The sequence below is a fragment of the Aliishimia ponticola genome (genome assembly GCF_004803475.1).
Taxonomy (GTDB): Bacteria; Pseudomonadota; Alphaproteobacteria; order Rhodobacterales; family Rhodobacteraceae; genus Aliishimia; species Aliishimia ponticola.
Genome location: NZ_SRKY01000005.1, coordinates 261,634 through 276,159 on the forward strand (window position 1 = coordinate 261,634; position 14,526 = coordinate 276,159).

Annotated in this window: 11 protein-coding genes; 4 read left to right on the forward strand and 7 right to left on the reverse strand. The window is 61.6% G+C overall.

What is annotated here, in order from left to right; genetic code table 11:
- Positions 1–6: 6 nt before the first annotated feature.
- Together polA and E4Z66_RS17875 are read right to left on the reverse strand one after the other, a co-directional pair.
- Positions 7–2,805, reverse strand: coding sequence for a DNA polymerase I (gene polA / locus E4Z66_RS17870; protein ID WP_136464417.1), 2,799 nt, complete (start codon positions 2,803–2,805; stop codon positions 7–9).
- Positions 2,806–2,974: 169 nt separating this feature from the next.
- Positions 2,975–3,157: a zinc-finger domain-containing protein gene (locus tag E4Z66_RS17875; RefSeq protein WP_136464418.1), complete on the reverse strand. Its 183-nt coding sequence runs from the start codon at positions 3,155–3,157 to the stop codon at positions 2,975–2,977.
- Between the two features lie 229 nt (positions 3,158–3,386).
- Between E4Z66_RS17875 and E4Z66_RS17880 the strand changes: the two genes are divergently transcribed.
- Entirely contained in the window at positions 3,387–6,287 is a 2,901-nt protein-coding gene (locus E4Z66_RS17880) for an error-prone DNA polymerase (protein ID WP_136464478.1), read from the forward strand.
- A gap of 72 nt (positions 6,288–6,359) precedes the next feature.
- Here the strand turns inward: E4Z66_RS17880 and E4Z66_RS17885 are convergent, their stop codons facing one another.
- A complete protein-coding gene (locus tag E4Z66_RS17885; protein ID WP_136464419.1) occupies positions 6,360–6,929 on the reverse strand; it encodes a carboxymuconolactone decarboxylase family protein in 570 nt (189 codons plus the stop codon).
- Positions 6,930–7,033: 104 nt separating this feature from the next.
- Here E4Z66_RS17885 and E4Z66_RS17890 point away from each other — a divergent pair, with 104 nt between their 5' ends.
- The gene (locus E4Z66_RS17890) at positions 7,034–7,609 is read left to right on the forward strand and encodes a TetR/AcrR family transcriptional regulator (protein WP_136464420.1); all 576 of its coding nucleotides are present in this window, start codon (positions 7,034–7,036) and stop codon (positions 7,607–7,609) included.
- Here the strand turns inward: E4Z66_RS17890 and E4Z66_RS17895 are convergent.
- On the reverse strand, positions 7,606–8,859 hold the full coding sequence (locus E4Z66_RS17895) for a DNA polymerase IV (protein WP_136464421.1): 1,254 nt from the start codon (positions 8,857–8,859) through the stop codon (positions 7,606–7,608). The genes E4Z66_RS17890 and E4Z66_RS17895 overlap by 4 nt on opposite strands.
- Positions 8,860–8,963: 104 nt before the next feature.
- A complete protein-coding gene (locus tag E4Z66_RS17900) occupies positions 8,964–9,788 on the reverse strand; it encodes an aldo/keto reductase (protein ID WP_136464422.1) in 825 nt (274 codons plus the stop codon).
- Positions 9,789–9,909: 121 nt separating this feature from the next.
- On the opposite strand from E4Z66_RS17900, the gene E4Z66_RS17905 reads away from it, so the two are divergent.
- Positions 9,910–10,368 carry an NUDIX hydrolase gene (locus tag E4Z66_RS17905; protein WP_246036073.1) on the forward strand — a complete coding sequence of 153 codons (459 nt, stop codon included), beginning with the start codon at positions 9,910–9,912 and terminating at the stop codon, positions 10,366–10,368.
- A gap of 159 nt (positions 10,369–10,527) precedes the next feature.
- On the opposite strand, the gene pyrF is transcribed toward E4Z66_RS17905, so the two are convergent.
- Both pyrF and E4Z66_RS17915 read right to left on the reverse strand, forming a co-directional pair.
- Positions 10,528–11,217, reverse strand: a complete 690-nt coding sequence (gene pyrF, locus E4Z66_RS17910; protein ID WP_136464423.1) for an orotidine-5'-phosphate decarboxylase — start codon at positions 11,215–11,217, stop codon at positions 10,528–10,530.
- 75 nt (positions 11,218–11,292) lie between these two features.
- Entirely contained in the window at positions 11,293–11,625 is a 333-nt protein-coding gene (locus E4Z66_RS17915; protein ID WP_136464424.1) for a hypothetical protein, read from the reverse strand.
- Between the two features lie 261 nt (positions 11,626–11,886).
- Here E4Z66_RS17915 and clpB point away from each other — a divergent pair, with 261 nt between their 5' ends.
- Positions 11,887–14,502 (forward strand): ATP-dependent chaperone ClpB, encoded by a 2,616-nt coding sequence (clpB, locus tag E4Z66_RS17920; RefSeq protein ID WP_136464425.1) that lies wholly within the window; start codon positions 11,887–11,889, stop codon positions 14,500–14,502.
- Positions 14,503–14,526: the final 24 nt, after the last annotated feature.

A 14,526-nucleotide genomic window follows, 5' to 3' on the forward strand; every position in this document is an offset into this window, starting at 1 on the left:
GGCGCTTTAATGCGCCTCCGCCCAGTTTTGGCCCTTGCCTGCATCGACGGTGAGGGTGACGTCCAGCTTTACCACCGGATCGGCGGCCCCTTCCATCACGTCGCGGGCCGTGTCGATCAAAGCGTCTTCGGCCCCGTTTTCCACCTCGAAGAGCAGTTCGTCATGCACCTGTAGCAGCATCGTCGCGGGCTGGCCTTCGATGGCGGCGGGCATGCGGATCATCGCGCGGCGGATGATATCTGCGGCGGTGCCTTGAATCGGCGCGTTGATCGCGGCGCGCTGGGCGAACCCGGCGCGGGGGCCTTTGGCGTTGATCTCGGGCGTGTGGATTTTCCGCCCGAACAGGGTTTGGACGTAGCCATGTTCCTTGGCGAAGGCCTTGGTGTCGTTCATGTAATCCTTGATGCCGGGGAAACGCTCGAAATAGCGGTCGATGAATCCCTGCGCCTCGGCCCGGGGGATACGCAGATTGCGCGCCAGTCCGAAGCCGGAAATGCCATAGATCACCCCGAAATTGATCGCCTTGGCCTGACGGCGGATATCGGGCGTCATCTCGTCAAGCGGCACGTCGAACATCTCGGACGCGGTCATCGCGTGAATGTCCAGCCCGTCGCGGAACGCCTGCTTGAGCGCGGGGATATCCGCGATATGGGCAAGAATGCGCAGTTCGATCTGGGAATAGTCGAGAGACACAAGCGTCTTGCCGGTTTCGGCGACAAAGGCCTCGCGGATACGGCGGCCTTCCTCTGTCCGGATCGGGATGTTCTGCAGGTTCGGGTCGGTCGAGGCGAGCCGCCCCGTGGACGCGCCCGTGATCACGTAAGACGTGTGAACGCGGCCGGTTTCCGAATGGATATGTTCTTGCAGGGCGTCGGTATAGGTCGATTTCAACTTGGACAGTTGCCGCCAGTCCAGCACCCGCGCGGGCAGTTCATGTTCGGTGGCAAGGTCTTCCAGCACGTCCGCGCCCGTGGCATAGGCCCCGGTCTTGCCGCGCTTCCCACCTTCGAGGCCCATTTTGTCGAAGAGGATTTCGCCAAGCTGCTTGGGCGAGCCGACATTGAAGGTCTCTCCCGCCAGTTCATGGATTTCGGCCTCAAGCCCCGCCATTTTCTGAGCGAAGGCATTGGACATGCGCGACAGCACGTCCCGGTCCACCTTCACGCCGGACATTTCCATATCGGCAAGGACTTTGACCATCGGACGTTCCAGCGTCTCGTAGACGCGTGTGACCTGGGCCTGATGCAGCTGCGGTTTGAACAATGTCCAAAGGCGCATGGTTACGTCGGCATCCTCGGCCGCGTATTTGGCGGCGTCGTCGATTGGCACCTTGTCGAAGGTGATCTGGCTTTTGCCGGTGCCCAGCAGGGTCTTGATCGGGATCGGCGTGTGGTTGAGATAACGCTCGGACAGGGTGTCCATGCCGTGCCCGTGCTCTCCGCCATGCATGGCATAGGACATGAGCATGGTGTCATCGAACGGCGCAACCGTAATGCCAAGGCGGGCCAGAATCTTGGCGTCGTACTTCATGTTCTGGCCGATTTTCAGGATGCTCGGGTCTTCCAGCATCGGCTGAAGGATGGCCAGAGCGTCGTTGAACGGCATCTGCCCCTCTGCCAGATCGTCGGATGCGAAAAGATCATCCCCGGCAGAGGCCTTATGTGCGAGCGGGACGTAACAGGCCTTTCCCGGATCGACGCACAGGCAAACGCCCACCAGATCGGCGGTCATTTCGTTCAGACCGGTCGTTTCGGTATCGACCGCGACATAACCGCGGGCCTGCGCCTTTTCGACCCAGGATTTGAGCGTTTCGGCATCGCGCACCGTGGTGTAGTTCGACGCGTCCAGCGGTGGCATTTCCGGCGCGGCGGCGCTTTCGGCGGCCTTGGTCGGCGCATCGGGAATGGCTGGCGGTTCGACCCCAAGCTGGTCCGCGATCCGTTTGGTCAGCGTGCGGAATTCCATTTCAGCGAGGAAAGGCATCAGCACGTCGGGATCGGCGTCGCGTACTTCCAGATCGTCGAGGTTGAATTCCAGCGGCGTCTCACAGTCAAGCTGCACCAGCCGCTTGGACATTTCGATCTGATCGCGCATGTCGATCAGCGTCTGGCGGCGCTTGGGCTGCTTGATCTCTTCGGCGCGGTCCAGAAGCTCTTCGAGCGATCCATACTCATTGATCAGTAGCGCAGCGGTCTTGATGCCGATGCCGGGCGCACCGGGCACGTTGTCCACACTGTCGCCCGCAAGAGCCTGCACATCGACCACGCGCTCTGGTCCGACGCCGAATTTTTCGATCACGCCGTCGCGGTCGATGCGACGGTTTTTCATCGCGTCCAGCATTTCGACACCATCGCCCACAAGCTGCATCAAGTCCTTGTCGGAGCTGATGATCGTGACGCGCCCACCCGCGTCGCGGGCCTGACAGGCAAGGGTCGCGATGATGTCATCCGCTTCAAAGCCTTCCTTTTCCTTGCAGGCGATGTTGAAGGCTTCGGTCGCGGTGCGGGTCAGGGGAATCTGCGGGCGCAGATCCTCGGGCATGGCCTCGCGGTTGGCTTTGTACTGATCGTAAATCTCGTTGCGGAAGGTGTGGCTGCCCTTGTCGAAGATCACCGCCACATGGGTGGGCGCGTCGGGGCCCGTGTTCCCTTCGACATAGCGGTGCAGCATGTTGCAGAAACCGGCGACCGCGCCAATGGGCAGGCCGTCTGATTTCCGCGTGAGCGGCGGCAGCGCGTGATAGGCGCGGAAGATGAATGCCGATCCGTCGATCAGGTGCAGGTGGTGGCCCTTGCCGAATGCCATGTCATGTTCCCCCGGTTGCTTGCGCCCTTCATGCCACGCGCCATGCCGAGGTGCCAGACGCGATCAGGCGGCACGGCGGTGCCGCATGTGATGAATCTGCGTTCAAGCCACGCAGGCTTCGGGGAGGCCCCCGAGCCCCCGCTGATCCGTGGCGGTCAGACTCTGCCGATCAGGCGGCTTCGTCTTGGTGGTCTTTGTGGACGTATTTGCAATCGCAATAGGGGCATTCGACCCAACCGGTGTCGGCGGGGATATGCAGCCAGACGCGCGGATGGCCCAGAGCGCCTTCTCCGCCGTCGCATGAGACGCGGTAGGTGTCGACGATTTTGGTTTCCGGTGCCTTCATGGTCATGGCGGGAGTCCCTTCGCTTCACATGGGGCTCTTATGCGTCATGCGAGGGGTTGCGGCAAGAGATCAGGTGTCGCGGCCGATCCTGTATGGGCCGGTGCGGGCGATGTCGGTGGGCAGTGCGATGGCGTGCGGCATCAGGGGGCCCTTTGCCAGGGCCGAGCTGGATGCGACGGACCCGTGTCTTGCGAAAAGACTCCATATGAGAACAAAACGTGAATATAAAGTGGATATGTTCGCTGAACTGTCTGCTCAATCGAACTTCACGTTCCTGACCGGGGCCACGCATCCCGAAGAATACCTGCGCCGGGCTGCGGCGCTGGGTCTGTCGGGTGTTGTCATTGCCGATGACAATTCCGTGGCGGGGATCGTTCGGGCCCATACAGAGGCGCGCAATATCGCGCGTTTGGTCAAGCAGCGGCGCGATTGGGACGTGGCCCATGGCCCGATTGGTCCGCCGCGCCCCGATCATATCCCGGCGCCCGGCGGATTCCCGGTTTACAATGCGCCGCGCTTGATTCCCGGGGCGCGTATCTGCTGCCGGGATGCGCCTCCGATCACCGCGTTGCCGGTGGATCGCCCGGGCTGGGCGCGGCTGTGCCGGTTGATCTCTCGCGGGCGATTGCGGGCGGAAAAAGGATCGTGCGAACTGTATCTGTCCGACCTTGTGGAACTGTCCGAGGGGCTGGAGTTGCTGATCTGGCCGGGACGGGGCTGGCAGAAGGCCGCATGGGAACTGCGCGAGGCCGGGGCGCGGCGGCACCTGCTGCTGTTCCCGCGCTATGACGGGCGCGATGCGCAGCGACTCGACCGTCTGTCGGAAGCGGCCGCGAATGAGGGGCTGGGCACCATCGCCTCTGCCGCGCCGCGAATGCATCACGGGCGTCGCCGCCGCCTTGCCGATGTGCTGACTGCCATTCGCACCGGCTGCCGGGTGGATGATCTGGGGCGCGCGGCCATGTCCAATGGCGAGCAGCGCCTGCGTTCAGAGGCAGAGTTGCGTCGCTTGCTTGGTCCGCATGCAGCAGCGGTGGACCGGGCAATTGACCTTGCGGGGCGGCTGGAATTCTCCCTTGATGTGCTGCGCTATGAATATCCGAGCGAGGTCGCCGATGGTGAAAGCCCGGCAGAGCGGTTGGCGCGGCTGGCGGAGGAGGGGCTGAACTGGCGCTACCCTGCCGGGGCGCCTGACCGGGTGCGCAAGCTGCTGCGCCACGAGCTCGACCTGATCGGCAAGCTGAAATACGAACCCTATTTCCTGACGGTGCGGGATGTGGTCGCCTTTGCCCGGTCACGCGGAATCTTGTGCCAAGGGCGTGGATCCGCGGCCAATTCGGTGGTCTGCTATTGTCTTGGCGTGACGTCTGTCTCGCCCGAGATCGGCACGATGGTGTTCGAGCGTTTCGTGTCCGAGGCGCGGGACGAGCCGCCCGATATCGACGTGGATTTCGAACATGAGCGGCGTGAAGAGGTGATTCAACACATCTATGCGCGGTATGGCCGTCACCGGGCGGGACTGTGCGCCACTGTCATCCACTACCGTGGCAAGCGGGCGATCCGCGAAGTGGGCCGTGCCATGGGGCTGACCGAAGACACGATCAGCGCGCTCTCCTCTCAGCTTTGGGGGTTCTTCTCGACCAAGGGGCTGGAGGCAGAGCGGATGGCCGAGATCGGGCTCGACTATAACGACCCGCGCCTGCGCCAGACCATGGAACTGGTCTATGAGATCAACGGATTTCCACGCCATCTCAGCCAGCATGTCGGTGGGTTCATCATGACCGAGGGGCGGCTTGATGAACTGGTGCCCATCGAAAACGCGACGATGGAGGACCGCACCGTCATCTGCTGGGACAAGGATGATATCGAAACGCTGGGCATTCTGAAGGTTGATGTGCTCAGTCTTGGGATGCTGACCTGTATCCGAAAGTCGTTCGAGTTGATGAAACAGCATCACCGGCTGGACTACGATCTTGCCACGCTGCCGCCCGAGAACCCGGCGGTGTATGACATGCTGTGCCGGGCCGACAGTATCGGCGTGTTTCAGGTGGAAAGCCGGGCACAGATGAACTTCCTGCCTCGGATGAGGCCGCGCTGTTTCTACGATCTGGTGATCGAGGTGGCGATTATCCGGCCGGGGCCGATTCAGGGGGACATGGTACACCCCTATATTCGTCGCCGAAACGGAGAGGAGGAGGTCAGCTTCCCGTCCGACGCGCTGGGCGCGGTACTGTCCAAGACGCTGGGTGTGCCGCTGTTTCAGGAACAGGCGATGCAGATTGCCATCGTGGGGGCGGGCTTTACGCCGGATCAGGCCGACCGTCTGCGGCGGTCGCTGGCGACCTTCAAGAAGCACGGGAATGTCAGCGAATTTCGCGGCCTCTTCATGCGCGGGATGAAGAAGAACGGTTATGACGAGGATTTCGCGGCGCGCTGTTTCTCCCAGATCGAAGGTTTCGGAAGCTATGGGTTCCCCGAAAGCCACGCGGCCAGTTTCGCGCTGCTTGTCTATGCCAGCGCGTGGATCAAGTGCCATCATCCCGGCATCTTTGCCTGTGCGCTGCTCAATTCGCAGCCGATGGGGTTCTATGCCCCGGCCCAGATCGTGCGGGATGCGCGTGAACACGGGGTCGAAGTGCGCCCGATCTGCGTCAATTCCAGCTTCTGGGACAATGTGATGGAACCGGACGGAGAGGGCGGGTTGGCCCTGCGTCTGGGGTTCCGGCAAATCAAGGGCCTGCCCGAAGAGGATGCCACATGGCTGACGCAGGCGCGCGGCAATGGTTATCAGTCGGTGCGGGATGTGTGGCGGCGGGCCGGGCTGGCGCCGGGCCTGATCGAACGGCTGGCAGAGGCGGATGCCTTCGCTTCTTTGAGGCTGTCCCGACGCGAGGCGCTGTGGGAAGCGAAAAGCTTCGCGCCCGGTGCGGAATTGCCGCTGTTTGCCGGGGATCTGGATGGGGAAATCGTGGATGAGCCTGCCGCGCTCTTGCCGGAAATGACATTGGGCGAACAGGTGGTGGAGGATTACGTCGCGACCCGGCTCACGCTCAAGGCGCATCCCGTGGCCTTGCTGCGCCATCTTCTGACGCCAGGGGCGGAGGAGGTCACGTCTGTCCCACCGTCCAAGACCTGAATGCGGCGGCGCGCCGGACCCGCCAGCGCGCCGCACAAGTTGTGTCACATCGCCAGTTTCAGGCGATCCGGATCAGGCGGCCAGCGGCTTGCCAGCGCGCTTCCACTTGAGCCCTTCGAACACTTGGTCCACGGGCGTTTGAGCCACGTGGTTGGTGTAGTTCGACATGGTCTTTTGGGCGATGCCCAGGATGATGTTCAGAACGGCGCGGTGATCGTAGCCTGCATCAAAGAACGTCTGCATCTGCGCTTCGCTCACATTGCCGCGCTCACGCACCATTTGCAGGGTGAATGTCCGCAGCGCTTCCAGTTTCGCGTTCGGCAGCGGCGTTTCGTTGCGAAGGGCTTCGCTGATCTCGTCGGATACCTTCATCATCTTCGCGATCCCCGTATGCGCCGGAACGCAGTAGTGGCACTCGTGCTCGACGTTGATCGTCTGCCAGACCACGGTCAGTTCATCCGCGTCGAAATCGGATTCGGTGAACAGCTTGTGCAGGATTTGGTAGCCTTCAAATGCCTGGGGGCTTTCCGCCAGCACCTTGTGCAGACCCGGCAAGCGGCCGAACGCCTTTTGCGAGTTTTCCAGCAGCGGCTTGGACGCTTCGGGTGCGGAATCGAGATCGTGGGACGGGAAGTCGGTCATGGGATTGTCCTTTCGAGACAGAAAACTGTGATGCGACACAAATGCTCTTTCTTGAGCGATCGTTCAAGTATATATTTGAGCGATCGTTCAAGAATTGGTGATCCATGCCGCGCAAACCTGAATTCAACCGCGACGACCTGATCGGCCGCGCCCGTGACCTGTTCTGGCAGCGCGGTTGGGCTGGCACGTCCCTGAAAGACCTTGAGCGGGTGCTGAAAATGAATCCGGGCAGCTTCTACGCGGCGTTCGGGTCCAAGGATGCGCTGTTCGGGCTTGCCATGGATCGCTATGCGAAGGACGGGCGCGAGCGTTTGCGCAACTTGGCAGAGGATTCGGGGCCACTGACGGCGTTACAGCAGTTTCCCCAGCTGGTGATTGGCAGCGCCGATGCGCCTGCGAAAGCCTGTATGCTGGCAAAGACGGTGCTGGAGCTTCAAACGCGCGGCCATCCGTTGGCGGATCAGGCGAACCAGCATCTGCGCGCGATGGAGGACCGATTTGCGGATTTGTTCCGACAAGCTCAGCAATTGGGTGAAATCAGTTCGGACCATGATCCCGCGATCCTCGCGCGGCGATATCAGTCTGACTTGATGGGGCTGCGAATCTCGGCCGAACGGGGGGATATCGACGCCAGTGCCATCGCGGATGAAATCGCGGAAAGCCTGTCTCGGCTCGGCTAACGCAGCGCGCGACCTTTCAAAATGGCATCAGCGCCGAAGCGTTCGCGGATCTTGTCGGTCGCGCGCTCTGCCCGTTCGCGTTGTTCGGCGCCGGGGTCTAGCAGATCGCCAGCGGACCCGGCTTGATGTGCCGGGACCAGATGCGACAGGCCGCAGCCCAAAAGGCGGAACGGGCCTTCGCCGCTGACCTGATCGAACAAGGCGCGCGCGGTGCGGTAAACCGTGTCGGCAGTTTGCGTCGGCTCGCGCAGGCCGGTCTGCCGTGACAATTGGCTATGGTTCGCGCGCTTCAGTTTCAGCGTCACGACCCGCCCGGCAAGATCCTTGGCCTTGGCCCGGTCGGCGACCTTCTCCGCCATGCGCCACAGGTGCCCGTCCAATACGTCGGGATTGGCGGTATCTTCGTTGAAGGTCGTCTCATTCGAGATCGACTTGATCGGCTCATGGGCGGAAACCGGGCGGCGATCCTCACCCCGTGCAAGATGCCAAAGCCGGGTTCCCATCGACCCGAACCGCGCGGTCAAATCGGCCTGATCCCAGCGCAAGAGGTCCGAAAATGTGCGAATACCCGCCTTTTCAAGCGCCTCTTGCCCGGCATGGCCAACACCCCAGATCAAGCGAACTGGCTTGTCGCGCAGGAAATCGGCGGTCTCGGCCTTGCCTATGACAGAAAAGCCGCGCGGCTTTTCCAGATCGGAGGCGACCTTGGCCAGAAACTTGTTATGGCTGAGGCCGATGGACCCGGTCAGCCCCAGTTCGGTCTTCATCCGCCGTACCAGACGTCCCAGCATGACCGCGGGCGGGGCACCGTGCAGGCGTTCTGTCCCGGATAGGTCAAGAAACGCCTCGTCCAGTGACAGCGGTTGGATCGCGGGGGTCAGATCCTCCATCATCGCGCGAATCTGGCGGGACGCCTTGGCATATGCCTCCATCCTCGGTTTCACGAAGACCGCATCGGGACACAATTTGAGAGCCTGATAGGTCGGCATCGCCGACCGGACTCCGCGAATCCGCGCGATGTAACAGGCCGTCGACACCACACCCCGCCTGCCGCCGCCAATGATGACGGGCTTGTCCTCCAGCTCTGGATTGTCGCGCTTTTCCACCGACGCATAGAAGGCGTCGCAATCCATATGGGCGATGGACAGCGAGAACAGTTCCGGATGCGAAATAACGCGCGGTGATCCGCAGTTCGGGCAGCGCGAACCGGCATCGAAAGCTGTTGTGCAGTCACGGCAAAGGGCAGGCATGAGGCAGAGTAACACAAACCAAGGGGAGCGGGAGGGGGCGGTGTAGCGGACGCGCGCGGCACGCAATCGCACCGCACGCGCCAACGTATCATATCAAGCCCGCGTCAGTCCCAGTCGGGTGCCAGGCTATCGGGCGACACCATCCGCCCATCGGGACGGACAAGCGCATCGATGCGCGCGACCTCCTCCGGCGTCAAAGCTATTTCTGCCGCTGCAAGGTTCCCGGCCAACCTGTTTTTGGTCGCCGTCTTGGGGATCGCAATGCCATTGGGGATTTGCAGCAGCCAGGCCACGGATATCGCCGCCGCGTTGGTGCCATGCGCCTCGGCGATCTCATGCAGGACGGGGTCATCCATTACGTTACCTTGTGCGAGCGGGCAATATGCCTCCACCGGTATGTTGCGCGAGGCCAGATAGGTCAGAAGTTTCGACTGGTCGATATAGGGGTGCAATTCCACCTGGTTGGCGGCCACCGGCGCGTTCAGGATGCTTTCGGCCTCCTGCGTCTGCGCAATGGTGAAGTTCGAGACCCCGCCGAAGCGCACTTTGCCCTCTTCGATCAGCGCATCGAGAACCGGCAGGGTTTCGGCCAATGGCACCTCGCGCGAAGGCCAGTGCAACAGCAAAAGATCGATGTAATCGGTGCCAAGAACCTTCAATGACTGCTCGGCCGCAGCCCTGAAATCGCCCGCAGCGAAATCCTTGGGCAGAATTTTCGTGGTCAGGAATACCTGATCGCGCGGAACATCGCTGTTGCGCATCCCCTCGCCGACGTCGGCTTCGTTGTCATAGGCGCGGGCGGTGTCGATATGTCGATACCCCTCGGCCAGCGCGGCGGCCACGATATCACGGGCCTCGCCCGGGGACATTTTGAAGGTGCCAAGGCCTAGATTCGGGATGCCGGCGGGGCCGATATTTCTGATAGTCATGTCTGCGTCCTTGTGTTGGATGTTCAACATAGACAACGCGGCGTGCCGCTGCGACGTTCCAAACAGAATTTTTCACGCTTTTCGGTCGCCCAAAGGGGGCCGAACACAGCAGGAGGCATCGGTGGCCAGCCATTACAGCGATTTCATGGGGGCGAAGGTGGCGCTGTTCATCGGCGCGCATCTTCTGGTTTTGCAGCGCGATGACAAACCCGGTCTGCTGTGGCCCGGGTATTGGGATCTGCCCGGCGGCGGGCGCGAAGGCGCGGAAACGCCGCTTGAAACCGCGCAACGTGAAACGCAGGAGGAATTTGGCCTGACGCTTGCGCCAAACGCCTTTCACTGGGCGCGGGCCAGCACCAATTCGATTGGACGGGCGGTCTGGTTCTTTGTCGGGGCGCTGCCCGAACAGACGCGCGGCGCGGTGCGGTTCGGCGATGAAGGGCAGGGATGGGATTTGTTCGGCGTGGACCACTTCATGTCGCATGACAAGGTGGTGCCGCAGTTCAAAAACCGGCTTGCGGATTACTTGCGCGGCGTGCCGCCGGACCCTCTTTTTCGGAAAGGCCCCCCGCCGTCTTGAGCGGGGGGAGGTGACGAACCTCAGGAAGAACCGGTCCGTCGGGGAGTATCACCTGATGCAATCTACGCTACTTGTGGTTGATCAGCCTGCAAAGTATGGAATACCAGACTTTGGGTATTCCCCGACGCCTGTGCCCAAATTCACACAGGTTTAGCGAGGTCAGCCCAGTTCAGCCACTACATCTAGGGCAGCTTGGCGCGGATCAGGTGCCTGATAAATAGGCCGTCCGACGACGATATGGTCGGAACCGGACGCGATTGCGTCCTTTGGTGTCTGGATACGCTTCTGATCGCCGCTGGCGGACCCCATAGGGCGCACACCGGGCGTGACGATCAGGCGACCCTTGGATTCGGGCAGGGCGCGGATCAAGGCCGCTTCCAGCGGCGAGGCGATGACGCCATCAGCGCCCGCGTCGAACGCACGGCCCGCGCGTTCCACGACCAGATCCTGAACCTCTCCCGGTTTGATCAGCCCGGCGTCAAGATCGCTCCGGTCTAGCGAGGTGAGAATGGTCACAGCGAGGATCTTCAGGTCTTTCCCCGCCGACCCTTGCTTGGCAGCCGAAACCACATGCGGATCGCCATGCACCGTCAGAAAGTCGAGATCGAACTGCGCAAGACCGCGCACGGCGTTTTCGACCGTGTTGCCGATATCGAACAGCTTCATGTCCAGAAAGATGCGCTTGCCGTGCTCTTGCTTGAGTTCATTGGCAAGGGCGAGGCCACCGCCGGTCAGCATGCCCAGACCGATCTTATAGAAGGACACCGCGTCGCCGATGCGTTCGGCCAAGTCCAGCCCGGCCACGGCATTCGGCACGTCCAGTGCCACGATCAATCTGTCGTCTGACATAGTGTCCCCAATCCTGTGTGATTGGGGTGTCTCTACGAAAAGCGGATCAGGCTGTCTATGCCCGGCGGCTGTGCGTTATGCTGCGCGGCCCCGGAAGAAACCGTATTGGCCCAGCGGAAGACCACGGCGCAAGAGCGGCCTGACATTATCCGCGTCAGGTGTCTGTTCTGGCAAGGTTTGGGGATCAGATGCCCGCGACGAACAAAGCCCGCGGTCAGCACCGTGGCGGCGCAAGGCTTGAGTGACCAGACCATCGGCGGCATCTTCGAAATCCATCGTGATCGGCGCATCAATCGCGCAGGCATAGGTGACCGGGGTGTCGTCGTGAACGGTGACGCGCGCCTCGAAAGCTTGCTCTGCCGCGTTGTAGATCACGTTCGAACATTCGGTTTTGTACTGCTCAGTCATGTCGGTTTCCCTTCATGTTGTTATGCTTTGTTAACCAACATGGGGGCGAAAGGTTCCCTTACGAGGGGGAAAACAGCCCAGATCGCTTCACAATTGAGTCAACGAACCTGCGAATTGACGCGGGTCAAAGCGCTGAAAAAGCCCGGCTCTATCTTGAACGCAGGACGTCCGATCACCATTTCGTCATCGAGGCCTCGAAAGGGTTCTGCGCTGCGAATGTGGGCGGGACGGAAGGGAGGCGCTTTGAAAAAGGAGAGAGCCATGGACTTGTCGAAGTTCACGGAGCGGTCGCGCGGATTCGTGCAAGCTGCGCAAACGATCGCCACGCGGGAAAACCACCAACGGCTGGTGCCCGAGCACATTCTGAAAGCATTGCTGGATGACGAGCAGGGACTCGCATCGAACCTCATCAACCGCTCTGGCGGGGATGCGTCCCGTGTTACGACGGCGCTAGAGCAAGCGCTGGCCAAACTGCCGAAGGTGACGGGCGATGCGGCGCAGACCTATCTGGATCAGTCGACCGCGAAGGTCCTGACTGAGGCAGAGACAATTGCCAACAAGGCCGGGGACAGCTTCGTTCCAGTGGAACGTATCCTGATGGCTTTGGCCATGGTGAAATCCGGTGCGAAAACCGCGCTGGAGGCTGGGAACGTCACCGCGCAGGGGCTGAACACTGCCATCAATGACATTCGTAAGGGCCGCACGGCGGACAGTGCGAGTGCCGAAGAAGGCTATGACGCGCTCAAGAAATACGCACAGGACCTGACCGAGCGTGCCCGCGAAGGCAAGATCGATCCGATTATCGGGCGGGATGACGAAATTCGCCGCGCGATGCAGGTGCTGAGCCGTCGGACGAAAAACAACCCGGTGCTGATCGGTGAACCCGGTGTCGGTAAGACCGCTATCGCCGAAGGTTTGGCATTGCGGATCGTCAATGGCGACGTGCCTGAAAGCCTGCGGAACAAAAAGTTGCTGGCGCTGGATATGGGCGCGCTGATTGCTGGCGCGAAATATCGTGGTGAATTCGAGGAGCGCCTGAAAGCGGTTCTGAACGAAGTCACCCATGCGGCGGGCGAAATCATTCTTTTCATCGACGAGATGCACACGCTTGTTGGCGCAGGCAAAACGGATGGCGCGATGGACGCGGCCAACCTGATCAAGCCGGCGCTTGCGCGGGGTGAACTGCACTGCGTTGGCGCAACCACGCTCGACGAATACCGCAAATATGTTGAGAAGGACGCGGCGCTGGCCCGTCGTTTCCAGCCGGTGATGGTGCAAGAGCCGACGGTAGAGGATACGATCTCCATCCTTCGTGGCATCAAGGAGAAGTATGAACTGCACCACGGTGTGCGTGTCAGCGACTCCGCGTTGGTTGCGGCGGCGACGCTGTCGCATCGCTATATCACCGACAGGTTCCTGCCGGATAAGGCGATCGACCTTGTTGACGAAGCGGCAAGCCGTTTGCGCATGGAAGTGGACAGCAAGCCCGAAGAACTGGACGCATTGGACCGGCAGATCCTGCAAATGCAGATCGAAGTCGAGGCGCTGAAGCTCGAAGACGACGCGGCCTCGCAGGAACGCTTGGCCAAGCTCGAAAAAGAGCTGGCCGACCTTCAGGATCAGTCGGCGCAGATGACGGCCCAGTGGCAGTCCGAACGGGACAAGCTGGCATCGGCGCGCGACATCAAGGAGCAGTTGGACCACGCCCGGGCGGAACTTGAGATCGCCAAGCGCGAAGGCAACCTCGGCAAAGCGGGGGAGTTGAGCTATGGGGTGATCCCGCAGCTTGAAAAGAAACTCGCCGAGGCCGAAGGTCAGGAAAGCGAAGCGATGGTGGCCGAGGCCGTGCGCCCCGAACAGATCGCCGCTGTGGTCGAGCGTTGGACCGGCATTCCGACAACGAAGATGCTGGAAGGTGAGCGTGAGAAGCTGCTGCGCATGGAAGATGGTCTGCACAAGCGGGTCATCGGTCAGGACACGGCCGTGCGTGCGGTCGCCAATGCGGTGCGCCGTGCCCGTGCTGGCCTGAATGACGAGAACCGCCCGCTTGGGTCGTTCCTGTTCCTTGGGCCGACCGGTGTCGGTAAGACCGAGCTGACCAAGGCGGTGGCGGAGTTCCTGTTTGACGACGACAACGCGATGGTTCGCATCGACATGTCCGAGTTCATGGAAAAACACGCGGTCGCCCGTCTGATCGGCGCGCCTCCGGGCTATGTCGGCTATGACGAAGGCGGTGTGTTGACCGAAGCCGTTCGGCGCAGGCCTTATCAGGTCGTGCTGTTCGACGAAGTCGAAAAAGCGCACCCGGATGTGTTCAACGTGCTGTTGCAGGTTCTTGACGATGGTGTCCTGACAGATGGTCAGGGCCGCACGGTCGACTTCAAGCAGACGCTGATCATCCTGACGTCGAACCTTGGGTCTCAGGCGCTTAGCCAGTTGCCCGAAGGCGCGGACAGTGCGCAGGCCAAACGCGACGTGATGGATGCGGTGCGGGCGCATTTCCGGCCCGAGTTCCTGAACCGTCTTGATGAGACTGTGATCTTCGATCGGCTTGGCCGCGAAGACATGGACGGGATCGTCGATATCCAGATGGCGCGTCTGCTCAAACGGCTTGCCGGGCGGCAGATCGAACTGGAACTGGACGAGGCCGCGCGGCAATGGCTGGCGGATGAGGGCTATGACCCGGTCTTCGGGGCGCGTCCTCTCAAGCGGGTGATTCAGCGCGCGCTTCAGGATCCGTTGGCGGAAATGCTGCTGGCGGGCGACCTGAAGGATGGCGATTCGGTCAGTGTGACAGCGGGCGCAGATGGCCTGCTGATCGGTGACCGTGTGGCGCCGTCCAACCGGCCCAAGCCGGACGACGCGGTCGTGCATTAATACGGTGGTCTGGGCCTTGGCCCG